The sequence below is a fragment of the Marinobacter sp. LA51 genome (assembly GCF_030297175.1).
Taxonomy (GTDB): Bacteria; Pseudomonadota; Gammaproteobacteria; order Pseudomonadales; family Oleiphilaceae; genus Marinobacter; species Marinobacter apostichopi.
Map to the genome: position 1 here is coordinate 3,510,758 of NZ_AP028070.1, position 24,792 is coordinate 3,535,549.

Here is a 24,792-nt window from a genome sequence, read left to right on the forward strand (position 1 = left end):
AAACCATCGACAAAACGAAGAGCGACTTGAGCAAAACGATCATCCCTACCGGTTGTTAGTTTCCGCGGCCCGTCTGACACCGCAGAATTCAGCTACTGATCCTGCACTTTAGAGTAAAACAGATCACGCGATAACGCCTCAGATTGAGGAACTCAGGTCGCGTAACGAACCCTTTCTTCCATTAAATTCGGTCGTGAAACCGTGTCGATAATAGTGACGTCGGTATGCATCCGATCGACTTTTTTCTTGAAAGTATCCATGTCCATGTCACGCCAATAACGTTCTGGGCGACCAGCCTCACGGTCGTGTTCTGCCGTCACTGGATCCATGTCGCGGTATTTTTCGAGCAAAGGAAAATCCGGAAGTGGCCTGGTGACGTCCATGTAATTCTGGATGAAATCCCAATAGGCATAGCACATGTTTGGGTGCCCGTGAGACCCCAGAATGTCGCCGACAGTAACGTCCAGTTTGCTATAGCGATGAGACAGTACCAGATCAAACAAACTGCCATGGCGGTCTACTCGTGCGCAGCACCAGGCGTCGAATTCATAGAAGGGATGTTCAATAACATCGGGTGGCTTGCGTGGCATCAACGGCAGTTTGCGGGGGTACTGCCAAACCTTGACCATGCCGGTTCGGCGGTTGAACTCCCATTCTGGGCCGCGGCCTGCTTTGAGAAGCCATCTGGGAAACAGGCGAAACGCGAGGTCTGAAACTAACCACAATATTGGTCCCCCAAAAAACAGCACCAATTCTATCTCGGTTGTACCTTGCACGAACGCCACCCAGGACTCTCCAGTGCTTCGTACTAGTGGAGATAACATCAAAAAAGCGAGCAATGAAATTGGAGTAACTAGGTAAAACCAGAGTTTTCCCAGAACGTTCATCATGTCGAAGAATCTCGTCCTCAAAGCCATATGAGCATGGCGCAAACACTCATGGTCATTCTCGGACTGAAGCCCAATCTTCTTCGCCATATCCTCCCGCTTTTCCAACTTTCGGAGTTTTTTTGGTGAAGAGCTGGAGAACAAGCTTGGTGGCACAACATCCCTGGTGCTGCCCCACGGGAGACGCAGACTGGCAGATCTGCTCAGCTTGGAGCGGTTCAGCTCGTCGTGCTGATCCTTCTGGAGAGGCAACATATCTGGGCGATAGGTGGCGACTCCGTAATAGTTTCCATCATATGTATCGTTGACGTTCACATCAGCCATTTTCCTGGACCCTTTCGCTATACCAGAAGGACTGATCTCTCGTGGCGAAATCAGGCACAGTATGTTCGCTGTTTTTCGCATTGTATGTTAATGGGTCCTCAGGTGGCGGTGCAGGAAAAACCATCTGCTTCTCCCCCAGCGTTTTTGGCGCCTTAACCTGAATTTTTGCAGACCAACGGTAGGTTTTGGTTTCCCACCGGTTTGGTTGCCAGAAATAGCTGGATTCAATCTCCTGCCGCCTGTTCTGGGGTGCATTCAGGTACAAATGAACGCCCGCATCGAAAGGCTCTGTCAAAAGGATGAGTTCCTTGACGGCCTCCCCCGTCAATCGATTTGTCCGAGCATCGGCGCTACGCCCTTTTGCAACCGCAATAGTTTCCGCTAGCTGGAGTTTGGGAATAATGTCGACAATACCATTGGCACTGAAAAGTCCTGGTATTGCACTTTCCACTACCAGCCGCTCCGTCGAGGCTGCTAGAGCATTGATCCTTTTGCTATCACTCTCCTCCAGCTCCCCTAACTGGGCGGCGCGACGTAAAGGGTTGTACTCAAGCCTGACCGAGACACCCATCAGAAGACTTACTAGGCGATAATAGGCCTCTGCAGGCTTCTTAAGGAATGGTTTTTCGTCCAGTTGCCCGAAGGGCCCATGACGCATCCAGATTTCCAAAGGTTCGTCACTGAACATAAACACCATAACCAATCCGGAAACAGCCAGCGCGGCGCCGACAGCCAACCACGCGCCAGGTCCCAGCACAAGAAAAGTACCCGCCTTGCCTACCAAGCTAGCAAAGCCGAAGGCCAGACCGCTTCCAGCGAGAAGCCCATGCCCCGTCGCCGCTCTGTAGTTTCCCATCCGATACTCATATCGAGAGTCCAGCCCACAATCCAATGCCATTAAAAAGCCAGCCGCAACACCGAGGCCAGCTCTAATTGTCAGGTTCGCGCCAAACAATCGAGTGAATACCTCACCCGACTTTCCTGGCAGCTGTAAAGACAAGACTTTGGATGGCCCAAGAGCCCATCGTTCACGAATTGCTGCGGTCGTTGCTGCGAGGTCAAAAGCCGCACTTGCATAGCCTGCAAAAACAACTTCCCTGCCCTTGACTCGCTCTTCGCTAGAAGACGCAGCCCAAACACTCCCCGCATTATAAATCTCCAACATCCCCACAAATACCGGAAAAACTGGCTTATTCAACACTCGATATAGCCTGCCAGACCTTTTGCTGTCGATTTCCGCCTGGTCGATTCGATTGGCAGCATCATTTGCCGCCTCGACATCACTTACGTAATTGGCTTTGCGAGCAACGGCGTCGCGCTGTGTCCGTAGATCGCGATCAAAGTCTTTGAGGCCTTGTTCTGCTTTTGCCACTTCTGCTCTGGCCTCATTCAGTCGCCGTGCGGTAGGGGTGTCAGGATTCACGCCGCCCAGGTCTTCAATATCCGTTAGCTTGTGCACCGAATCCCGATATCGAGATTCAGCTGCTGCGATCTTCTGGACCATCTGGGCGATTTTTTCGGTTTTGGGTAACACAAGCACGTAGGCGTCTTCTGCAACATCGGAGGCAATGCCTGCGGCCTGTGCTCGACTGCTATTTGTCGACGCCTCTGCCTTCTTTTGACCAGACGACTGCGCACCTTCAACACTGAAGACATCACCAAACAACCGGATGGCATCTGAGCCCCGTTTTGCGCTTGGTCGCCGTGTACTGATTTCAAAAACGAAGTAATCCTTTTGCAAGGCTTTGGACAAACGCATTAGCTCCATCTTGCCAAGCAGGCCAGGGAGAGAGCGCCTTAGCTGTTCCAGGGAATTGGAGTACAACTTCATCTGCCCCAGAATGGCTTTCTTGTTCAGGCTGTCCCTCTGACGAGCCAAGGATTCACGTTGGTTATCCAACCGGTTCAATTTGTCCTGAATATCACTGAGCTGTTGCGCCTTTGCATGGAGGTTGTTGATATTTCGTTCCCGCGCCCACCTCTGGTTCTCCAATGTCGCTTTTTCGAGCCGCAGTTCTTCTAGTTCGTCTTTGATCTCTTTGAGCTGGGTGTTTCTTGCAAATATGGCCTGACTGGCATGGTGAATAGACACCCACATGTTGCCATGTACGCCCATCAGCACCTGGCCACCGTAGCGAAGATGGGATGTCAGCAGCGTTTCATAGGCGCCGGCTTCGGCCTCAGCGGTCAACTCAAACCCATCTATTGTTTTTAATTCATCGAACTCGGGCGGACCTTTATCACTCATTGCAGCGAGTTCGGTACCACGGAAACTTCCGTTGCCATGATTGGCGTCCGGCTCTGAGGGTAGCTCGTAGGGCTTTTCCTGATCCTCTGAAGAAAACCAGGGAAAGAGCAGCGAATACAAAACTCGGCTGTGTTTGCCCTCACATAATCCCTCCAGCCACCGTTTACCTCTGCCATCAACGGAATCCTCAACACTCGCGTCCAGAGCGTCACACTCCTCCGGCTCCGTCACCAGATCCATAATCAGCGAAGATACAAATTTGAACGCCCCGGCGTAGTCATAGCTGTAGTGGGTGAACAGATCGGTCAACACATGTTGAGTTCGCTCGTCGGACAAGCGACAGAGCAAGTCGGTGTGAAGTTGGTCCAGGTAGTCGCGGGCCATTCTGCGCTCCGATAATGCGATGGAGCGTTCGAACTCTCTCCGCCCAGAACCGAACACTTCGGACATATGTTTGTGAAGCGCGTTGGCTTTGCCCCCAATGAATTCAGGCTCAAAAACAGAGTTAACCAGTAGTGCAGAGTCAAAATAGGGTCTGGCTTTCGCACGGCGCGTCGTGGCGTTCGCAAACCAGGCGGCAACTTGGCGTCGCCGGTTGTTGTAACGGAGCTGGTAGAGAGGGTCATCAAGGCGAATCACGCCAATGGCACGCGTTCTCGCGCTTTCGGTGCAGTCGTTCGTCGCCGGTTCAGTGTCATACCAAGTGAAGGGCTCTTTCTCTTCAGCGAAGCACTGCTGGGCATTTGCACTTTCCACTTCCTGGACTGTCTGGTGAAGGCAGTTCGCCAATGCCGTCATCTCCGGTCGTTCATCTTCTGCAATCGGGTCGTCAGGATCTGGGTCTTCCTGTCGCTGATGTATGGACAGAGCCGAATTCATAGCCGATTTTGGATAGCTGCTCTGCGTATCCAACAGATACTGTTCAGGGCGATCAAATCCCCATTCAACGGCAGGCTTTCTCGGGCGCTGTGGCAAAAGTTCGCGAGCCAAAAAAGCTGTGGTGTTGCCGTTGCTGATCAGCAGGGTTTCAACATTCTCTTTGCTGTCTGGGGTAAATCGCATGTCGATTCGATTACACCGGTGACGCCGATCAGCACCTGAGCGTTCGAGGTGGTTGACGCGCTCCCCCGGCCACTGGGACTCACTGTACGCCGCTTCCAGTGTGAACCAGCTGCCATCGACACAGGCCGGGGCCCATATTTCACTTAACCCTGCCCCAGTAACGTCTCGATAGGCGGGGTTCAGTTTGTCATTGTCGTTTCGGTTCCGGTGCTGGTGCAGCGGAACATCGTGATAGGTGGTGACACCGGCTTCGTCGATTCTTACCTCAAGCTCACGCCATAGGACGCCTTCGAGGAACAAGTACAAAAAACCGGCGCGTGACATGACATGGTGAACAGGATTGTTGCCTTTAACCTCAACACCTGAAATAAGTGTGGCGGGAACGATTGGCAATATAACGTGGCGTTGCCGTTCCATTTGCCGGTCAACAGCACCAGTCTGCTTCAAAAAAGGCACGCGGATGGGGGCACCTTCTTCAGCATCAATCTCAAGCCAGACGTTCCGCTCCGGCTGCCCTTTCCAAGGCCAGACATGGAGGACCGAATCCTCAAGTTCCTCAATCTTTACCTGATTCTCCAACCACTCCTGTTGTTCATAATTGCTCTCGTCAAAGATTCGGAACGACTGCCCCACAGGATGATCCTTTCCGATCACCTCGATGATCAAGGATTCGCCTTCGCATGCGGGGCCGCAGCTTCCTGCTGCTTTGCTAGATGTAGCTTCGGACATCCTTGTATTTCCCTTCCCTTAGAACGATAGATTCATGGCTAGACGCTGACTGCATTCAATGCCGACCATTGTTGTTCGTTCAGTGCTGGCACTGGCGACATGGCAATGGGTTCTGGGTTTTCCGTGGTCATCCAGCGCTGTTCCCCGGGCTTTCCATGCCAGTAGATCACCCGCTCTATAACCTCTGCATCAGCGTTTGTTTTGGGTTCAAGCCGGTCCCAGATCAAAGGATCGTAAAAGCGAAGAAGCCCCTGACGATGGCCACCAATATTTACGGTTAAGCGTTCCCTTAACCATCTGGCTACTGCATTAAGTCCCTGCGGTGATTCAAGAATCAGTCCGCTAAGACGACCTTGTTTCAGAGCTTTTAGGGCCCAGCGATATTCCTCACTTTCCTGTCCGGCTTCCAAAAGCACCGGACCCTCTTCGACATAAGTTTGCCATTCTGTGTCTGCAAACAGGTACAGCCACGAAGGGGCTTCCGCTGTCTGGTACAGCTCCTGAAGTAAGGGCGTCTTATGCTGAGATTCGAGCACAAGAAACCGCGTTCTATTCATCTTTTCAGGTGTTTTAACCATGAAGTGCGCTCTCATTATTTACACCTGCTGAGCTTTCCCGCAGGGGCAATTGCTGAGAGGGCAGGAACCATCAGGCTGTTCCTGGCATTTCTGAACAACCGCAGACCTGTTCATTCTCGCCTGTTTCAGGCGATGAGCTACCACTGGCTTTGGCTCGGCATTCATTCGCTGACCAACATCATCCAGCTGCACAGGCGGCACCGCCTCACCATCCCTTTCAATCAACCCGGGCATTTCCGGCACCTTCGTTTTCTGTCCACTGCCCTTACCCGCCGCCCCACCGGCATTCATCTTGATCGCAGCTCCTCCCAGGGCGACACCGCTGGGGTCGATCTTTACAAAGCTACCGCCGGCCTTGAGGGTGAGTTCTGCGCCGGCTTCGATCACAGCTTTCTGCCCGGCCTTGATGTGCAGTTCGGTGCCAGCTTCATTCAACCAGGCCGCCCCCGCTTTCAGGCGCAGTGTGCCTGCCACCGAGAAACTGTGGTCCTTGCCCGTCTGCATTCGCTTCTCGCCATCGATCGTGCGATGCGCATTACCTTTGATGTGGCTGAAGCGATGGTTTTCCACAGTCAAATGACTGTCGTTCTTGATCACTTCGGTTCGATTGTGTTCGGTGAGCAGGTCCAGATCTTTCTGGGCGTGGACGTAGATCTGTTCCTTGTCCGCTTCGTCCTCGAAGCGTAATTCGTTGCTGCCCTCGCCCTTGTGAGTCTGGGTTTTCAGGGTGGTGCGGGTTTTGTGCTCAGGTAATGCGTACGGTGGTTTGTTGGTGGCGTGGTATGTGCGCCCGGTGATGATCGGCTGGTCCGGGTCGCCATCCAGAAAGGACACTATCACTTCATGGCCGATGCGGGGCAGCGCTACGAAACCATATTGCCCGCCGGCCCAACCCTGGCTAACCCGCAGCCAGGCGCCGCTGTGTTCATCATTTTGGCTGTAGCAATCCCACGGGAAGCGCACCTTCACCCGGCCGTGTTCGTCGCAGTGGATTTCTTCTCCTTCGGGCCCGGTGACGATGGCGATCTGCGGCCCGTCCATGATGGGGCGATGAACACACTGCGGCCGCCAGGTGAGGTTCGCGGGGATGGCGCTGAAGCTGTTGTGGTAGGTAGTTGGTTCCGACCCGCCCTCTTCCTCTAAAGCCTGAGGCTGTTGGCCCTGATGAGTAACGGCAGTGAGCAGCCAGTCCCGGTTCAGATTCGGTTGGTCATGATCGGTGAGTTCAACCTTGGCGCCCGGTGCGAAGTCCGGGCGATTGCTCTCGCCCTGGGCGGTGCTGGCGTCGTTTCGAAGCGCGTCCAGTTTTGCCTGGGTAAAAGGCTGGCCACTGGCATCGGCCTTGAATCGGCCCGGGTAGTCGAAGTGCTGGTAGTCGTCACGATGGTTGGGGGCGCTGGCGCCTTGCTCATGCATCAGGGCATAGGCGGGGTTCTTGAAGGTGTAGTCTTTGAGCGCCACCGAAGCAGCCCTAACCCGCTCCTGGTAGCGGAACTTGAACACCGACAGTTGCCGGTGACTGCCACCCGCAGAGGCGTCATATCCGACCGGCGTCAGAACCGGTGCGTCGCCGTGATGATCAGCAACGATCAGCCCAGCCGATGCACTGCCGTCCACCGCGCCATGCTGATAGCGGAAATGCCAGCCTTCCTCAGCCGCCAGTCGCTCCAGAAACGCCAGATCGCTTTCCCGGTGCTGAACGCAGTATTTCCGCTCCGCCGGCTCGCGCTTTAGTTCAAACACCGACTCCACAATGCCCCGCTCTTCCAGCAGTGTGCGCAAAATGGCGTCGGGACGTTGCTTCTGGAAAATCCGGCTGTTGTGCATCAATCCCAACCGCCACAACGGCGGCTGAATGACCAATTCATAGCGGGTTCGGCGATAGCCAGAGTCGCCGCGAGCAAATTCGCTGACCACACCGGTAAAGCGACGCAGCGGTTCCCCATCCTGCCAGATCAACAGTTCGACAGGCTGCTCGAGCACATCCGCGGCGCCAATAGCGGGATCGATACTGGCCAGCTGTAAGCGGCCATGAAACAACTCGGAAAGGGCTTCGGTCAGCGCAAAGCCGACTACAGAAAAAACGTCTGAGGGAAACTCACCGACACGGACGGTGAACTGCAATCCATTTGCCTGAGGCATGCCTTCAATCCTTTGAAGCATTCTGAATTTCCGGGCTCCCACATGTCTTGGGCAGAACCGATACTTCCGGGGTGACCTCCTGTCATCCCGGAAGTGGGGCCAGTCTAATACAAGCTGCGGGGCAGTCGGTACCCTGCAAGTAGTTGTTGTGTGAACGGGTTGGTATTACTGGCGGCATGAAGTCGATATTTCATTTCGCCATCGTCTACCTGGAAGCGTACGTCCACAGCACTATTGCTGACACCGGTGATATCTGCCTGATCGAGCAGGCGAAACAGTGCCCAGGGGCCGTTTTCCGAAATACTCCTGGGTGATCGGTTCACCTGGATCGGCACCAGGGTTATCCGGCTCTCCACGCTATCACGAAGGGTATTTGGCCAGACCAGGGGAACGCTCTGGCGGGGACCATGGCTGAATTCCACCAGTTGACCGTCCAGGTTGACCACACTGCGACGCTTGTTCGCCGACAGGTTCAAAGGTTCAAGGGCGAACTCAACGTCCAGAGAGCCGCCCCGGGTGAAGTAGGCCCTGCGGATCCGATCAGCCTTCTCCAGCGAGTTGAGAACATCACGGCGCACCAAACTGGCGCGACGGGCGTCGCCCACCTGTTCGGGATGTTCATCCAGGAACAGCTTGAGATTGTCCCGGTAGAAGGTATCCAGCACCCCTTCAGGTCCAAAGAAACGCTCAAAATCCTGCAGGGCAACGTCGCGACCGGAGCTTGCACTGAATGGATAATGGCGGGCGAGGTTCTGCTGGAACGGCTGGTACACCTCCCGGTACCACTCCCGCTCAAGCTGCGCCACAGCCTGGTCCAACAGAACCCGCCAGCTCTCATTTGCCAACTTGCCGAGCATGCGATTCAGTGGCTCAGGCTGGTTGTCGGCCATACGTTGAAGAGTAAAGATGGGGTCTGCCCCCTGCAGTCCCAGGCGGGCACGTGCAGCGGCAAGAGCGGCTTTGCCCTGGTCTGGCGATTCCTGAATATTGCGCATGTATTCATGGAGATCGCCAACCACGAGCATGATCTGGTCCAGCCCGGTTGGCTCTTCACCAATTTTGCGAGTGAGTTCATTCAGGTCGGCAAACTGACGGTCAATTTCCACCAGCATCTGGAAATGAGGGGATTGTTCCAACAGGGTTCTCGCCGCGGCCTCGTCGCCCTCTTTCGCGGGCAACAGACGGGTGTTCTGCCGGACTTGCCCAAGCAGCTGAGCTAATGGTTTATGCCCGCTGGTCAGGCTTTCCAAAATCCGCACACCGTGATTCAGATCTTCCAAACGGTGCAGGTCCAGACGGCTGAGCGCCTGCCGCCAGGCGCCGACATAGTGCTCAGCGTAGAGGGTTTGCAGACCTTTCTGGAGCTCCGCCTCGTCCGCCTTGCTGAAATCGACATTATCACGGCGCCCCAGCACCCAGGCATCGATCAAGGCCAACTCTGTCACTGAACCGGATTCCCTCAGGAACCATTGCTCCAAACCGTTTCTGGTTAGCAGGGCCGGAATCATCAGCGGGTCGCGCTGGTCAGATTCGGAGTGGTTCGTTGGCTCGCCATACTCATCCACCTGTCTGAAGACCGCACTGAAAGCGGGGCCGGAGGTCCGAGCCAGATCGACCGGCGCGCGGTATTCCCGCTCGGCTTTCTCCTGCAGGTCGTGATAAACCCGGGTGGGCGTAGCAACTTGCCCCAACTCATGCTGAGCCCATTGCACGCTGCTACGAAAAGGCGCCAGTGCCATCGTGGCTGTAGCATCACCGGCCCGGGACAGAGCGCCCAGATCGGTATGCTCCATGGCGTAGCTGAGGTGCTCCAGCAGGCTTCGCTGCTGGTCTTTCTGGCCGGGGAAGCTGCGCTGCCAGTACTCACGCATATAACGAATGACCAGATCGCTGCGTCTGCCGCTGGCGTCGTAGAGCATTCGGAGCACCCGTAAGTGATCAAGGCGCTCAGCGTGATCGTCGGATACCTGCCCCATTTCACCCATGACACCAAACATCAACGCCGGCAGGTATTGGTAGGCAAGCATATCAAGATAGGCGGTCTCCACCGCAGGTCCAACCCGGTGCCCCTGGTAGAGGCCCATATCGGTCACCACCGGCCACTCCTCATGATGGTCCCCGAAAGCAAGTGTGGCTTTGCGCAGTTCGCTCAAGGGTTCCAGCAGATTGCGGCCAGTGGCGTCCGGCTCAAATCCGACCGGTTGCCAGTTGTCGAGGAAGCTCCGTACCCGGCTTTCTACCTGATCAGCAGCACCGGCGTTTTTCTGAAAGTAGTGCTGCCAGCCCGCTGTCATCCCTACCCCAGCGCTGATGGCCAAGACAGCTGCCGCGGCAACTGCGTGCTGACGTCGACGAATGACTCGGTGATTATCACCGGCAAGACCCGCTTCCCGGTAGATGATGTTCGGGAACAGGGAGTGGGCGAACAAGCTGGCACTCTGTCCCGTGCGTTGTGCCGGTTGAATCGGCGTAGCCATGCCATAGTTGGTTGCCGCCGCCGACACGAAGGCATCTTCCGGGACACCTTCCTGAACCACAGACGTGAAGTAGGTACCCCGAACCAGCGCCGGTGTTGAAAACGCATCGGAGGACAGCAGCTCGGCCAGAAACCCTTCCAGGGTCGGCTTCAAACCAGCGAGTTGGCGGGTAAAGGAATACACCGCAGCCTTGTCTTCAGCATCGTGAAGATCCGCGAGCACATCGGGCAAGCGCTGAGAAAGCCGGTTGCTCAGTGCTGCAAAACGTTCGGCGAATTCGCTCAGCCAGTCGTCGTTGTCCAGCCGGTCGCCCAGCGCAAAGGTAAAGCCGAGTGCCTGTTCCTTTTCTTCCTTGCTCAGCCCCTTCACCAGGGGGCCAAAACCATAAAGCAGGTCCATCTTGGTGAAGCAGACATAAACCGGCAGCCGGGACCCTAGCTGCTCCATCAATTCTCGCAATCGCGTTCGCAGCAAGATGGCCTGCGCCTTGCGCCTGGATTCACTGGTGACGCTGAGACTCGCCACATCCACGGTCAAAACCACCCCATTCAGCGGTCTTTGCGGGCGGTTGCGTTCTAACCAGTAGATAAAATGCTGCCAGAGCCGGTGAGGAAGCTCTGACCCGGCGCCATCATCATAGCCCTGACTCAACAATTCACCGTCAGGATCAATCAGCACGCCGTCATCGCCAATCCACCAGTCAAAACCAATGGGGTTGTGATCTGCGCGGCTGTTCCGGGTCACGTTAGTCAGCGTGTAGGTTTGCCCCGAGCGTTGAATCAGACTGCTCTTGCCGGCGTCTTCCAAACCCATCACCAGGTACCAGGGCAGACGATAAACGCCTTTGCGACCGGGTAAATTGTTCTTCAATGAGGCAAGCTGACGGTCCAGCAGCCGTTGCTGCCGGCGCTCATAGGGCAAGATGGGGTCTTCGAGTTCCTGCTCGGCTTCGGCCTTGGCGCCGTCCACTTTGCGCAGTCTACTGGCTAGCATGAAGCCCCAGACCATTGCGACCATCAGAATGACGCCCAGCGTTACCAGTGCCCGCATCTGCCACGCGGCCAGAGGGTACTCGCCATTCATGGGCCAGCTCGGCCCCAGCCACCAGGTGGCCACCAGCAACGCAATCACCCCCAGGGCCAGGGCCAATCGCGCGGCGCTCCGAAGGTAAGGCAACAGCCTGCTGCCAATGAGTAAAACCTTTCTCCACATGGTTTCCATTCCTGCAATAACTCCCTGATGTTTCTATTGATCAGGCCAGCCGATCAAGCTGCCGAATCAGAGTTGGCTCCCACTCATTGAGCGCCAACTCCTGAACCTGCGAATGCAGGTCTGCAATTTGCTGCGTCGCCAGAGCGCCGAGGCCCGCTTCTTTGAGCACCTGGGCATTGGTCAGACGCCAGTAAAACCGATCGCGCGGCTCTCTGGCCTCCGCCAGCCCCTCATCCATTAACTGCATGGCCGCAGGAAGTGAGTTTTTCGACACCAGTTCCCGGGCCTGATCAAAGGCCAGTTCCCACGGATTTGCGCCGGCCTCCTTACCGGCACTTCCCGATGGTGCGGCCCAGAGCCAATCAGCTGCCTCGTCCCCCAGGAAGGGTGTGCCATCGTTGAATGTCAGTTCAGTCAGTTTCGGCAGCCGCTCGACAAAGGCCTTCACGTCCTCACGAATAGCCTGTGCGCAGGCATCGTGACCCAGTGCGCTAGCCGTGCGGGCACTGAACCAGTGGCCATCAAGCCAGAACGGGCTTACCGACAGGCTCTGCTCAATCCGTTGCCACAAGTCGGCATCGGGAGCTTTATCCAGGCATTCCCGATACTCGGCCACCCGGTCCGGGCTGACCGCTGCCAAGTCCGTTCGCACCTCATCCCGGGTCGGCGGCACGCTGACAATTCCGTGCCAGATGGCGTATCGCCGCACCCGATACCCGAGAGCACTGTGCGGCGTACTATTAGTAAGCAAGTCCGCGACCTTGAGCAGACTTTGCCGGGTCGCCCGTTCATTGCCGGAATCCAGGCTCAGCGCCCCCAGACTTGGTACGGCGGCCTGAACCGGCCTTTCGGCACTTGCAAGCGCCGGTGTTTCGGTGTGCGACGACTGAGAACCGGCGGGTGCGGATTCACTCGCTTTTGGCAATTGTTCAACGGCCCGCCGGAGATCACCGATGGGGTCTTGGGGCAATTGCAGATCTACAGCTCGGGCAAGCAGCTGCTCAATCAGTTCCAGGCAGAATTCACGGCCATCGCCAACACTGCTATCAAACGACAGTGCCGCGGCATGATTGCCACTTCGCTGCAGCATCTGGGAAAACATCATGGTGCGCGCCCGTTTTCCCCGATCTCCCGGGTAGGGCCAGGCCTTGCCCCACCAGTTCTCCAGGACCTGTTGCAGCAGGTACAGGGATAGCGCAAATCGTTCGCCATCACCGCCCCGCTGCAGTCCCAACATCAGGAAACCAAGGACGCGCAGATCCTTGCTTCGATCCGACAGGATCTTGAGCGCCTCGCCTTCTACCTTCTGCCAGTCAATTTCGGTGTGGGCCAGGGACCCCATTTTCATTATTTCGTTTTCCAGAAACTCCAGGGCCACGTCGTCTTCGAGTTTGGGTCCCATTGCCAGGTCACCGCTCAGCGGTGCCAGCACTTGTTCCGCATACGGATGTTGTACAACGGCCTGCATCTTCAGCTCCCTCTACCTGCCAAGCACATGTCTCTACCAGCCACACGCCGAGCGGAGCGGTTGAATAGCGTCACTGAAACCGGACAGGTCGAACACCAGGCCATCCAGTTCGGACGTGTTGGCCGTCAGGGTGATGTCCGCTACCGACGCCATGGCCTTGATCGATCGAATTGCAGGTAGGCCGCGGCCGCCACTCACCAGGTAGCCGCCACCGCGAACACGCCAGTCGGCTTGCCCGCTGCCTAAATCCAGCGTTATCCGCTCGGCATTCAACGCACTCGGCAGCATCAGCGCCAGCTCGGTAATGTTGTTGTGGCACTGCAACACCAGCAAGGGCCTTGGCGGCTGCGTGCCCAGGGCACCAACGGTTACCAGGTGCCCGGCAGCATCACCGGTATTGCGATACACCACTGCTTGTCGCTCCCCAGCCTGTGCAAACGCCTGGCGCCAACGCTCAGGCTGATAGCCCCGGGGTAAACGTGCTTCGCGAGCAGTCTCGGTGGGCATGCCAAAGAGATCGTCATAGCAGGCAAGGCGCTCCAAGCGGTTGGTCTCCTGGGCACAGCCGCGAGCGCCCTCCATCAGATTCGCCATCGCTGGCGCCGGCACCAAACCGGCGAACAACGCCGCGATACAGACCGTGAAAAGTCTCATAGGTCGACAACCTGATACTTCAGACACTTGTGCGCCAGGGTGCGCTTGGGTAAACCGAGACTCTCGGCCGCCTGGGCGCGATTCCCGCCATACTGTTCCAAACGTTGACGAATAATAGCGGCCTCAAATGCCTGGGCGGCCGCCTTAAGATCGCGAATGTCCTCAGTATCGGGGCCACTGGGCCGGGTTTTGGGCGCAACCTCGGCGCTGACCTGGGCGCTGCCCTCACCAAACAGATCCTCCAGACGCAGCACCTCCGGCTGGATGTCGTCTCCGGCGGGGGTTTGCAGGCACGCCAGCTCGATGATGTTGCGCAGTTCCCGAACATTGCCCGGGAAGTCGTACTCCTGCAGCTTTTGCAGGGCATGACTGCTGATGCCCACCGGGCCGGAACCCTCGCGACTGGAATACAACCGGATGAAATGACGGCTCAGGGCTTCCAGATCCTCAGGTCGCTCCCGCAGAGGACTCACCCGCAGCGGAAACTGACTCAGCCGGTAAAACAAGTCCCGGCGGAAACGACCGTCTTCGATCCCGCGCTGCAATGGCTGATGCGTTGCCGCCACCAGCCGAAAATCTGAATGCTGTTCGGCCTGGGCGCCAAGTGGACGGAACGTTCGATTCTCCAGAACCCGCAGCAACTTTGACTGCAGCGCCAAGGGCATATCGCCGATTTCATCCAGAAACAGCGTGCCTCCGTCTGCCTGCGCCAGAAGCCCATCCTTGGCTTGATCGGCACCGGAAAAGGCGCCCTTGGTGTGCCCGAAAAGCTCGTTTTCAAGCAACGTATCCGGGATGGCCGCACAGTTAACGACCACCAGCGGTCCTTTGGCTCGCTCCGAAAGATTGTGGATGCCACGGGCCACTACATCCTTGCCACACCCGGTTTCGCCCTGCACCAACACCGAAAGCTGGCTGCCTGCCGCCCGGACTATCTGGGCTCTGAGCTGATTCATCGCCACGGAGTTGCCTACCAACTCCTGTGCCAGCCGTTCACAACTCCGGCGCAAGCTGTCAGCGCCGCTCAGAGTATCTAGCGACCGCTTGAGCATTCGCCGCTGCCAGACCTGATCGCGGCTTTGTAACTGGCTTACCCATTGATGGGTGAGCACCGTCGTCAAGCCGTTGTAAAGTGGCTGGGCAACGATCCCTTTCCACTCTGGTTCATCCCGACACAGCACCAGTACACCGAGGGTACGGCCATCTGCTCCAACCAACGGCTCGATCCACAGCGACCGGGGGCGATCACTGGCATCAAACAACGCCTGAAACCCCGGATGGTCCAGCCGGTAACTGGCAGCCCGGGATAACTCTCGTGCCTGCCCGGAGCGCAGAACATGGCTGAAGGGGTGACTGAAATCGGCACAGTCAAACTCGCCCAATTCCGCCAGCTCCGCGCAGTGCAGGGTGCGGCCGCTTAGATCCAGTTCCAGCGCCCAGCACCGGGTCAGGCCGAAGACTCTCGTGAGTTGAGCGGTGGCTGTCTCCAGCAGCGTCGGCAAAGTGCTCTGCCTGATCAGTGCCACCGCAAGATCAATGCCGGTGTGCAGCTCCGTCTGCATCCGTCCCATGATTCTGTTCCCTAGTCGCTACTCGACGGTTCCTGAAAAACAGTTGTCGGTAACGCTCAGCGTTACCTTGCCAACCGGCTCCCGGGCTGCCAGCTTTTCCAGCAATGCCAGTGACACCGGTGGCAACAACTCGCCCTCAATGATCGACTCCAGCATCCGGGCGCCGTTCTCACTCCGCGTCGCCCTGGCGCGGATGACCTCAACCAGTCCGGCCTCCAACACAACTTCGGTTTGGTAGCGGGCACGGATCTGTGCCGCGAGCCGCTCGAGCTTGTCATCGACAATGCGATTGAGGGTGTCGTCGTTGAGGGGCAGGTAAGGCACCACTTCCATACGGGCCAGCAATGCGGGTTTAAAGAAGCCGGCCAGCTCCGGATAGAGCGCCTGCTCAATCTGTGCCGGTTCGTCCGCATGCTTCACAATGGTTTGATAGCCTAGGTTCGAGGTCAGGAAAAACACCACGTTCTTGCAGTCGATAAGCCGACCTTCGCCATCGGCCAGCTCACCCTTATCAAAGGCCTGGTAAAACAGGTTAAGAACCTCCGGGTGCGCCTTTTCCACTTCATCCAGCAAGACCACGGAATAAGGTTTCTGACGGATGGCCTCGGTCAGGATGCCGCCTTCGCCAAAGCCGACGTAGCCAGGGGGCGAGCCAATCAACCGGGATACGGTGTGCTTCTCCTGATACTCCGACATGTTGATGGTGGTAAGGAACTGACGTCCGCCGTAGAGCAACTCGGACAGCTGCACCACGGTTTCGGTCTTGCCCACGCCACTTGGGCCCACCAGCAGGAACGCGCCCATCGGCCGCCCGGGTCGACGAAGGTCTGCACGCGCCGTCAACAGGTGCTGGTGCAGGCAATCTATGGCTGTATCCTGACCCTTGATGTGAGCCTGCAGATAGTCCGGCAGTAGGGTGATTTTGTGCAGTTCGTCGGTGGTCATCCGGTTCACCGGGATACCAGTCCAATCGGCGATGACTTCTGCCACCTGGCGGGCATCGACACGGGGATGCACCAGAGGCTCGTCCGCCTGCAAGGTCGCCAATTCCTGCTCAATGGCTGCAGCCTGTTGACTCAAATCGGAACCCGATTCAGCGCTGTCCTGGTCGTTCGCCAAGGTCTCCGCTTCTGAATTCGACAACAGCCGCCGGCGGATGTCGATTAGTTGGGTCACCAGCTGCCGTTGGACTTCCCAGCGTTGCTCAAGCTCCTCCGCGTCAGCTCGCAAGGTCTGGAGCTGGGACTCAAGCTCTGCCTCCCGGTCGGCATCTACCTGCTGCCCCAGGCTGCGCTCCCGGGCCAGGAGTTCCTGCTCCATTGTGAGCTGGTGCAGCTCGCTGCGGGCATGACTGAGCCTGCGGGGTGGCGTACTCAGGTTCAGACTGATGCGGGCGCAGGCGGTATCCAGCACGTCGATGGCTTTGTCAGGCAATTGACGCCCTGCCAGATAACGCGCAGACATCTCAGCGGCGGCCTTCAAGGCGCTGTCGGCAATCAGAACCCGGTGAGCGTCCTCATACACAGAGCGCAGACCGCGCAGGATGTGAATGGCCTGCTCCGGTGAAGGCTCATTCAGTGCCACGGGCTGGAAACGACGACTGAGCGCTGGATCCTTCTCGAAGTATTTTTTGTACTCGCGCCAGGTGGTTGCGGCAATTGTCCGCAATTCCCCGCGGGCCAGTGCCGGCTTGAGCAGGTTAGCGGCGTCTGAACCACCTTCACTGTTACCGGCACCGATCAGCGTATGCGCCTCGTCGATGAACAGAATGATCGGCGTGGCCGAGGCTTTAACGGCCTCAATCACGCCTTTCAGGCGTTTTTCGAACTCACCCTTCACCGAAGCACCCGCCTGAAGGGCGCCCATATCGAGGGTCCAGAGCGCGACACTGGCCAGTCGCTCGGGCACATCGCCGTTTACGATACGCAGGGCCAGGCCCTCGACCACCGCACTTTTACCAACCCCGGCGTCACCAACCACAATCGGGTTGTTTTTTCGGCGTCGGCACAGGATATCGATCATCTGGTCGATTTCAGCGTCCCGACACACCACCGGGTCTAGCTTGCTGTCTCGAGCCAACTGCGTGAAATCGGTGGCGAAACGGGTCAGCGCTTCCAGATCAGTCGCTGGCATTACGGGCGCTGCTGTGTCACCAACCGATTCCGGCTGCTCTGATGAACCTTCAGTCAGTGCATCGAACTGGCGCCGTAATTGTTCCCGATTGATGTCACTCAGCGCACGGCTCACCGACGGCACCAGGTAACGGTCGGCGTTCAGCAACAGAGCCGCGAACACCGCTCCGGATCTAAGCTCAGAATGGCCCAGTTCGGCCGAGGCCAATAGCCAGGCATCTTGAAGCAGTTCAATCAGCAGCGGCGAAAACGCGGGGTACGGCTCCGCAGACTGGCGCTCCCCCATCAGACTGTCACCGATCAACGGCAGCAATTGTTGATGGTCCACGCCCGTGCTTGCCAGAACCTGGCGCACATCAGAGAGTGGAGTTTCCAGCAGTTTGAACAGCAAGTGGGCGGGGGTGATCTCCGCTCCCTGACGACTGATACATAACGCCGCGGAGGCCTCCATGGCCACCCGGCAAGTCTCGTTCAGGCGCCCAATCAGCGCCGGCAGTTCTACCCGAATCACAGTGATATCCTTATTTAGGTAGTTGTTCCAGAACGCTGAGCACATCCTTGATGCGTTCGTTCAGCGCCATGTTGTAGAGCGAATACACACCAACCATTGCGGCAAAAAATAGACCCGCAATGCCCCAGAGCGACCAGCCCCGTCGCAGACGATTGCGGGCCGGTGTCACATTCATCAACGCATCGGCCAGAGGTGCCTGCTCATCGTCCCCGGCCAGCTCCCGAAGCTGTTCGTAGAGCCCCCGCACAATTCGCTGGTACTCTTCCCGACCGTTTTCCATGACCTTGTAACGCCCCTCAAAGCCAAGCGACAGGCACAGGTAAACGAACGCCAGCATGTCCCGGTAGCGATTAGGTTCCTGCTCCATGCGCCCCAGGATGGCGAATACCTTTTCCCCACCCCAGGTCTCGTTGTGAAACCGGGACAACAGCGAATGCTGCGACCAAACGCTGTGTGCCCCCCAGTCAGTGCCCAGTACGGCTTCATCGATGAAGGCACAGAGGGTGTAGCGATAGGCTACGACGGTCCGGCGTTCATACCCCTGCTCGATCAGCTCGCGGTCGATGGCAGTGATTTCATCCACAACTTGCTGATAAAGGTCTTCAACACCGCGAAACTCCGCCAGTCGGCGAACCCGGATAACCAGGCCCAGCAGTGGCGTTGCGGCATCCACCAGGCGATTGTCCTCCAGGCCGCGAAGCTGGAAACGCTCGTTGGCAAATCCAGAGGCGTCGCCCGGCCTATGTCGACCGGTATCAGCAAACATCAGCTCGCTGATGTCACTGCTGTCAGCGTTATGACTGCTGTAGGGCGAATCGATAACCGATGCATCTGCCATGTGTTAGCTCCTGATTGCCCAGAATTGCATTTCCAGACCCGGGAAACTGCCGGCCACGTGAAAGGCAAAACCACTGGCGTTGTCGAGCATTTGCCAAGCCTGGCTTTGGTCATCGAGCCGGAAATACACATAGCCGGCGTGGTACGGCAGCTGTCTGGGGGCCACCGGCAATGCCGCCAGTGGGATACCCGGCAGTTGCAGGCTGATGAGATCTCGGATCTTTTCCACAGACGCCACTTTGCACTGCTGGGTGAACTGCTTGCGCAGATCGTCCAGCGGCATGTCGGCCTTGACCGCCAGGATGAACTCGGCATCACGCAACAGCTCGCCCTCCTGGACCGGGGCCACCGTGAGACCGTACTGACGCTCCTGAAGCTGAATCGCCAGCGCCCTGGGCTCGAGCACCGTACTCAAGGATTGCCGGAGCACCTGCATAAGCGGCGCGAAGCAGATTTCCGGCAGATCGTGATCATAAGCGGCGTACCCGGCCGGCAAGCGGCTTTCATCGGTGAAGGTCACCAGTTCGCCGCACAATTCGAGCAATGCCTCGTACAAGCGCTCCGGATGCAGTTGGCGCAAGCGGGCCAGGTGCGCAAATCGCGGGTGTGCCCGGTTGAGCATCTGCAACAGCATGAAGTCCGCGACGTCGGCGACGCCGCCCTGCCCGGGTGCTCCAACTCGCCCGGCAATATTCTTGGCCCGCTCCAGCATTAAGCCCGCCATCTCGCCGACAAATCGCTGCAACCGCGGCGCTGCCCGCACACTCAGCATGGTGGGCATAAAATTGGCGTCCATCACCAGGCTGCCGTCCGGCCGCTTTTCGAGGATCCGACCAATAGCCAGAGTCGCGTAGGCGCTGCGGTCCTCCCGCTCCAGCTTCAGAGTCGGCGCGACTCCCGCGACGTCAATGGCGTGGGCATCGCCATCAATCGAGTGCAGATCCCGTAATTCAGCACTCTGGGCGCGAAACCGGCCGGCGTTCGGGGCATCGGGCCACGCCACTTCGGCCAAAGCGTCGCTTGCCAAAGGCAAGGCCAGATAGACCACCTGATTGGCCACTGACGCGTCGGTGATTTCCAGGGGTTCTGGCATGACGTCTTCCTGCGGCAGACTGAAGCGGGTGCCGTCGGGAAACAGGCCGGCCGCCCGAACCAGGCCAATCCGGCCAAAGCTCAGGTATTCGGCATTCAATTCCAGGTCACTGAATCCGTACAGGTAATCCGACACCGCCAGGGCCCGTTCATTGATCTGGTGTTCGAGATACCGTTGCTGCTGCTGGAAGTGCTGGGGCTTGATGAACAAGCCATCACTCCATACCACTCGACTCGAGGTAGCCATCAGGTTTCATCCGAATGCTTGAGTTGGATTTCCCGCTCGCGCAGGTTAACCAGCAGGTGGTAGCGGCCACCGATCGGATCGACCTTCACCACTTTCTTCCATTGCGACAGATTGGGGTAGGCGTAAAAAGCGATCACGCCGACGAATCGGGTGTCCTCGCTGATATCGAACGGCTCGACGAATTTGAACTGCCCCGGCACCAGCGAATAGTCGCTATGATCGACGTAGTTCTGGCCGAGGGAGTCTTCAAGATTGGTCAGCAGGGAATCGAAGTCCCCTGCCATCAGCAGCGAGCTGTCCCGCATCTCAATCACCTGAAAGGCGATGGGGGTAGGAGCCAGGGACTCGTTCGGATTCACATTCGGCTCGGCTACCATGGTCAGATCAACCCGGCTGGGCTGATCCTCCGGATAACCAACCGGAATATCCGGATCCCAGAGTACTTTGGCGGTTTTGGTCACCGCGTTGTACGGAGTGCTACAGCCCGCAAGTACAAGCACGATCGTCAGCAAACTCCATTTGCAGTACTTCATGACAGCGTTTCCCTCTGTAATTGGCGCAAGTGTTGGTCGTAAGCCTGGTCAAACACCTCTTGGAACAGGCGTTCAAATCCCTGCTGACGACTGGATTTCAATTCACGGTAATAGTGCTGGTACATATCCCAGGCCCAGCGGCCTTCGTCTTCACTCTGGCGTAAGCCCCGGCGATAGCCGTGAAAACGACGGAGCAAGGCATCTGGCGAGAAGGCGTGAAGGATGGCCTCCAACGCTTCACTGATAGCGGCGTGGGTCGCGACCTGATGGTGATGCAAACTCTCCAGGCTCTCCCGCACCGCGGCGGGCGCCGACAGGTGGACTGGGCTGCGCTGGCTGGCGAACAGGGTCTGAATAGTGTCCTGATAGTGCTCACCCAGACGCAGGGGATTATCTTCAATTGGTTGAAGCCGCGTGCGCAGGGCCTGATGTCGCCGATCCTCGCCCTGGTGCAGCGCCAGCAGCCCTTCCACCGCTGCTTTCAGGGTTTGGCCAGCCTCCTCCAGGAACTGCTGCATGTCATCGCTGTCGGCAAAATCAAGATCGGTCTCCATGGCCCGCATCAAAGGCGTGCCACTTATGTAATTCCGACTCGGGTCAGCCGCCTCTTGGGCCTCTGCCACCTTGCTTGGATCAGACATCCTGTCTCCCCCTGTTTTTCTGATCGGGAGCCCCAGCGCTACATCGCGGTTTTCCCTGTGTTCGTCTGTTACCGCAGCTGTCCGGGCAGACAGGCCGGGCCCGTCCGCCAGCAGCGACGAATCGTCTGGATCTGCATCGGCAGCGCTTTGCCAGTGGCTGAGAGGGTCCCGCGCCCCAGCCGCCCCGGTGTCTGGCGACAATTCCGCCAGCGGCTCACGATGGGCGGAGTCCGCCTTTGACGGACCCGCCGTTACCAGCGCCGCCGATGCGCCATTGAGCAACTGGTCGTGTTCGGTCTCTTGCTCGTCCATATCGGCTTCGCTGGAGGCTGCCGTTAGCTCGGCCCGTGCCCGGTACCGGCCGATGCTCACGCTATCACCGTGTTTTAGCCGGGCCCGGCGCCCACGCCCTACCGGCTCACTCGCGCTGTTGATGTAGGTGCGACCACTTCTGTCGATCAGGCAGAACTCACCGTCAACGAACCGTATCTCGGCATGGCCGGCAACAACGCCGGTGCGATGGGACGACAAACGCCAGGTGTCGTTGTCGGCGGTTCCGATGGAGCCACCCCCAACGTCGAAACAGTGCTCAAGTTTTGCACCGCCCCGTGTGTCCATCGGGTTAGTGACCGTCAGTCTCAATACGATTGCTGACCGCGTTTGCATACGTGTTGTCCCTGTGCAGCCGTTCTAACGGCGAATCTGAATGCGCACCGCGGGCCGGGTGCGGGCTTTTTCGGGGGTTACGAACGAGTTCCAGCCCATTCGGACGTCCTCCCCCAACTGCATGGGTCGGACATCCCGGGCACGCATCTGAAGCACCAAGTCATAGGCGAGTTGCTCGCGGGTAGTGAATTCCACCAGTTTCACCAGCCGGTCATGTTCTCGACCATTGGGCAGAAAATCCGCAAACCGTTCCTGACTGAGATTGCCAATGCGCAACAGGAATTTGCCGCCGCGATCACGCACCCGGGCTCCAATGAGCGTGGTGTTACCCAGCTCCGCGTTTACCCCACCCAGTTGGGTTTGCTGTTCCCGGGCAATATCCACCTTACGCAGCACCCACTGCTCGATGCTGACGTCGTCCAGATCAAAGCAGTGACCAACAATGCCACCGACCACCTCGGGCGATCGACTACGGCCCGCCATCAGCCCGGCGTACGCCAGCATTTTTGACCAGTTCACCGGCGTGGCATCCCGGAGGCGGCTATCGCCCAGGCCGGCGAGCGCAAAGATCAAGTCGGAGAAGCCATCCGAGGCCCCGGGCTGAAAACGTACGTAATAGCGGTATTTGCGCCAGGCACGATGAAACAGCGTCACCAGGCGATGATTAAAGAAATCGAGAAATTGGCAACGAACCCCGAGATTCTGGCCCGCCTCCCAGGCGAGATCGTCCAGGTAATAACCGGGGAGCGGCGACTGGGAACCGTGAAGTCCCAGAAAACTCACTTCCATCTGGTAGGGCGCGTGCTCATGTTCCGGCGACAGTGCCGATACCACGTCACTACCCGGGAACCCCAGGCCCGCAGACGCGGAAAACCGAATCCGGCCCTGGCCGGGCTGGCTATCCTTGGCCCTTTCCAGGTCGTCGCCATGGTGCCGGTGAATCAGGTCCACCAGCTGAAAGAAATTGTAGCGCCGCGCGTTACCCAGAACGGGTTGCAGCTCGGCTACATCAGCGGCTGCTGACCTTGCTGTAACGTCCATGTGTACCGTTCCTGGTTTTCAGAATTCACCACTTCCAGTTGGTGAAACGCATTAATACTGGCGTAGAGCGAAAAAAACTGGCTCAGCACAGTGCCGAACAGGTATAAATCACCTTCCGAGGCGAATCCCCCCTGGTCCAGCCTCAGCACCGACCGAATCCCTCGAACCGGCAAGCCCCGTACCATCCGGTCCACCGGGGCGGTTTCGATGTCGAGAATGCCCGCCAGCCGTTTTTGCGAAACCCGCTCCGCCTGCCGGTCCATCAGGGCCCGGAAATCATAGACCCGGAGCACGGTTCGCAGTGCGTCCACGTCCAACATCGACAGATAGTTCAGCGACAGGTTGGAGATCAGAGTCCACAACAGGCTGCCATCCAGGGTCGGACGCAGAGTGGCGGTGGGTCGGGTGACGTTGGTGAACGAAGCAAACGCCGGCGATGTTTCAGTGGCCATGCAGACGTCACCGATTGCCAATTGCTCCGGCAACTGCCGGTTGGTGCAAGTCAGCGTCAGCGAGACCGCTTCCTGACGGCTCAGACATTCGGACTCGTCACCGCGCACGAAGGCAATGTAGTGATCAAAACCATCGCCCCGGACGCTTTCCCGAGTCCGAAGTCGGTAATACAGTGCGGTCCGGCCACGGTCTCGCTCTACTTCGTGCTGAAAGCTCTCGAATGGCGTGTAGATCCGCGGTTCGCCCCGACCAGATCGGCCCTCCAGCCAACCCTCGACCTGGGCCACGGAAAACACTTCGAAATGTTCAGGGGATCGACTGGACGGCAAGATCCGGTATTCCGTCTGACGCCCGCTCAGGTCAACCGGCTCACCCTCATGGCTGAACAGATTGACCGCGGGCGTACAGTACAGCTGCAGACTTTCCGCCCGGACTTTGGCATCCGGCGGCAAGATCCGGCTGAAGTGGAACTGCAGGCTGATCTCGTCCGCCTGCACCGCCGGCAGCCGCGCGGCAAGGCCACAAACATCCACAAACCGGAAAGCCTCCGGAAAACTCAGGTACTCCTGCAGGATGCGGTAACCCGGGTAGGCGTTCTTGGGGTACGGCAGCAGAGCCTCGTCACCGGCAAAGCCCACTGGCTGCAGCAGTGAGGGCGGCAAGCTGTAACTGGCCTCCCCCACCTTCAGCTCGACGCGGGTCAGGTAATGGTTAAGCCACAGATACAGTGTTTCCGCGGTGTGATCGTCGCCGCCTAGGTAGAAGCGCAAGGTGTTCAGGCCCATGGCATTGAGCGGCTGGTCGGTATGTACGGCCAGGTCCAGCGTCACAGACGACACTTCCCGGGAATGTTCAGCATGAGCTCCGGCCACGCTGACCGGAAACAACTCGACGTCGCGACAAGTCCGAAACCGGCATTGGGTCTGGCGGTTGGCCTCGCCCAGGGGCCGACTTTTTATCTCGGTAGCGCGGTCAATGCGCTGGCGTTCACTGATCGCATGAAGCTGCGGATCAAAGCGAATAATGGTGCAACTGGGCACCGGCCGAAGGTAATTGGGCCACAACATGTTCAATAGCGAGTGGGTCAACTCCGGAAATTCGTCCTCAACCTTCTCGCGCAGTTTTCCGGTCAGGAAAGCGAAGCCTTCCAGCAGGCGCTCCACGTCCGGATCTGTGCTTTGCTCCGACAGAAACCGGGTCAATTGCGGGTGTGCATCCGCAAATTCCCGGCCCTGAAGCCGCAGAAAGCTCAGTTCGTCTCGGTAAAATCGGTTCAACTTCATAACA

General features: G+C 57.9%; 15 protein-coding genes. All 15 read right to left on the bottom strand.

What is annotated here, in order from left to right; all coding sequences use genetic code 11:
• Window positions 1–152: 152 nt before the first annotated feature.
• The 15 genes from QUE89_RS16200 to tssF all read right to left on the bottom strand — a co-directional run bounded on the left by QUE89_RS16200 (window position 153) and on the right by tssF (window position 24,788).
• Window positions 153–1,211 (bottom strand): hypothetical protein, encoded by a 1,059-nt coding sequence (locus QUE89_RS16200; RefSeq protein ID WP_286221069.1) that lies wholly within the window; start codon window positions 1,209–1,211, stop codon window positions 153–155.
• Window positions 1,204–5,250, bottom strand: coding sequence for a hypothetical protein (locus QUE89_RS16205; protein ID WP_286221070.1), 4,047 nt, complete (start codon window positions 5,248–5,250; stop codon window positions 1,204–1,206). The genes QUE89_RS16200 and QUE89_RS16205 overlap by 8 nt, the downstream gene beginning before the upstream one ends.
• A 38-nt stretch (window positions 5,251–5,288) precedes the next feature.
• Complete coding sequence (locus QUE89_RS16210; RefSeq protein WP_286221071.1) at window positions 5,289–5,843, bottom strand: DUF4123 domain-containing protein; 555 nt, start codon at window positions 5,841–5,843, stop codon at window positions 5,289–5,291.
• Between the two features lie 3 nt (window positions 5,844–5,846).
• Window positions 5,847–7,970, bottom strand: a complete 2,124-nt coding sequence (locus QUE89_RS16215; RefSeq protein ID WP_286222926.1) for a type VI secretion system Vgr family protein — start codon at window positions 7,968–7,970, stop codon at window positions 5,847–5,849.
• Window positions 7,971–8,074: 104 nt separating this feature from the next.
• Complete coding sequence (gene tssM, locus QUE89_RS16220; RefSeq protein WP_286221072.1) at window positions 8,075–11,668, bottom strand: type VI secretion system membrane subunit TssM; 3,594 nt, start codon at window positions 11,666–11,668, stop codon at window positions 8,075–8,077.
• 31 nt (window positions 11,669–11,699) lie between these two features.
• Entirely contained in the window at window positions 11,700–13,127 is a 1,428-nt protein-coding gene (gene tssA, locus QUE89_RS16225) for a type VI secretion system protein TssA (protein ID WP_286221073.1), read from the bottom strand.
• Window positions 13,128–13,160: 33 nt separating this feature from the next.
• Window positions 13,161–13,781, bottom strand: a complete 621-nt coding sequence (gene vasI, locus QUE89_RS16230; protein WP_286221074.1) for a type VI secretion system-associated protein VasI — start codon at window positions 13,779–13,781, stop codon at window positions 13,161–13,163.
• Window positions 13,778–15,343, bottom strand: coding sequence for a sigma-54-dependent Fis family transcriptional regulator (locus QUE89_RS16235; protein ID WP_286222928.1), 1,566 nt, complete (start codon window positions 15,341–15,343; stop codon window positions 13,778–13,780). The genes vasI and QUE89_RS16235 overlap by 4 nt, the downstream gene beginning before the upstream one ends.
• Window positions 15,344–15,370: 27 nt before the next feature.
• The gene (gene tssH / locus QUE89_RS16240) at window positions 15,371–17,995 is read right to left on the bottom strand and encodes a type VI secretion system ATPase TssH (protein WP_286221075.1); all 2,625 of its coding nucleotides are present in this window, start codon (window positions 17,993–17,995) and stop codon (window positions 15,371–15,373) included.
• A 10-nt stretch (window positions 17,996–18,005) separates the two neighbouring features.
• Window positions 18,006–18,833, bottom strand: coding sequence for a type IVB secretion system protein IcmH/DotU (gene icmH, locus QUE89_RS16245; protein ID WP_286221076.1), 828 nt, complete (start codon window positions 18,831–18,833; stop codon window positions 18,006–18,008).
• Window positions 18,834–18,836: 3 nt separating this feature from the next.
• A complete protein-coding gene (tssK, locus tag QUE89_RS16250) occupies window positions 18,837–20,171 on the bottom strand; it encodes a type VI secretion system baseplate subunit TssK (protein ID WP_041342270.1) in 1,335 nt (444 codons plus the stop codon).
• Window positions 20,171–20,704 (bottom strand): type VI secretion system lipoprotein TssJ, encoded by a 534-nt coding sequence (gene tssJ / locus QUE89_RS16255; RefSeq protein ID WP_273429774.1) that lies wholly within the window; start codon window positions 20,702–20,704, stop codon window positions 20,171–20,173. Before tssJ ends, tssK begins: the two co-directional genes overlap by 1 nt.
• The gene (gene tagH / locus QUE89_RS16260) at window positions 20,701–22,011 is read right to left on the bottom strand and encodes a type VI secretion system-associated FHA domain protein TagH (RefSeq protein WP_286221077.1); all 1,311 of its coding nucleotides are present in this window, start codon (window positions 22,009–22,011) and stop codon (window positions 20,701–20,703) included. Before tagH ends, tssJ begins: the two co-directional genes overlap by 4 nt.
• A 24-nt stretch (window positions 22,012–22,035) precedes the next feature.
• The gene (gene tssG / locus QUE89_RS16265; RefSeq protein WP_286221078.1) at window positions 22,036–23,052 is read right to left on the bottom strand and encodes a type VI secretion system baseplate subunit TssG; all 1,017 of its coding nucleotides are present in this window, start codon (window positions 23,050–23,052) and stop codon (window positions 22,036–22,038) included.
• Entirely contained in the window at window positions 23,016–24,788 is a 1,773-nt protein-coding gene (tssF, locus tag QUE89_RS16270; RefSeq protein ID WP_286221079.1) for a type VI secretion system baseplate subunit TssF, read from the bottom strand. The genes tssG and tssF overlap by 37 nt, the downstream gene beginning before the upstream one ends.
• Between the last annotated feature and the right edge of the window lie 4 nt (window positions 24,789–24,792).

Coding starts and splice junctions, on each gene's coding strand:
- tssM (WP_286221072.1), bottom strand. CDS start 11,668: ATGGAAACCATGTGGAGAAAGGTTTTACTCATTGGCAGCAGGCTGTTG.
- tssG (WP_286221078.1), bottom strand. CDS start 23,052: ATGGACGTTACAGCAAGGTCAGCAGCCGCTGATGTAGCCGAGCTGCAA.
- QUE89_RS16200 (WP_286221069.1), bottom strand. CDS start 1,211: ATGGCTGATGTGAACGTCAACGATACATATGATGGAAACTATTACGGA.
- vasI (WP_286221074.1), bottom strand. CDS start 13,781: ATGAGACTTTTCACGGTCTGTATCGCGGCGTTGTTCGCCGGTTTGGTG.
- tssK (WP_041342270.1), bottom strand. CDS start 20,171: ATGGCTACCTCGAGTCGAGTGGTATGGAGTGATGGCTTGTTCATCAAG.
- QUE89_RS16210 (WP_286221071.1), bottom strand. CDS start 5,843: ATGAGAGCGCACTTCATGGTTAAAACACCTGAAAAGATGAATAGAACG.
- tssF (WP_286221079.1), bottom strand. CDS start 24,788: ATGAAGTTGAACCGATTTTACCGAGACGAACTGAGCTTTCTGCGGCTT.
- QUE89_RS16235 (WP_286222928.1), bottom strand. CDS start 15,343: ATGCAGACGGAGCTGCACACCGGCATTGATCTTGCGGTGGCACTGATC.
- tssJ (WP_273429774.1), bottom strand. CDS start 20,704: ATGAAGTACTGCAAATGGAGTTTGCTGACGATCGTGCTTGTACTTGCG.
- QUE89_RS16205 (WP_286221070.1), bottom strand. CDS start 5,250: ATGTCCGAAGCTACATCTAGCAAAGCAGCAGGAAGCTGCGGCCCCGCA.
- tagH (WP_286221077.1), bottom strand. CDS start 22,011: ATGCAAACGCGGTCAGCAATCGTATTGAGACTGACGGTCACTAACCCG.
- icmH (WP_286221076.1), bottom strand. CDS start 18,833: ATGGCAGATGCATCGGTTATCGATTCGCCCTACAGCAGTCATAACGCT.
- tssA (WP_286221073.1), bottom strand. CDS start 13,127: ATGCAGGCCGTTGTACAACATCCGTATGCGGAACAAGTGCTGGCACCG.
- QUE89_RS16215 (WP_286222926.1), bottom strand. CDS start 7,970: ATGCCTCAGGCAAATGGATTGCAGTTCACCGTCCGTGTCGGTGAGTTT.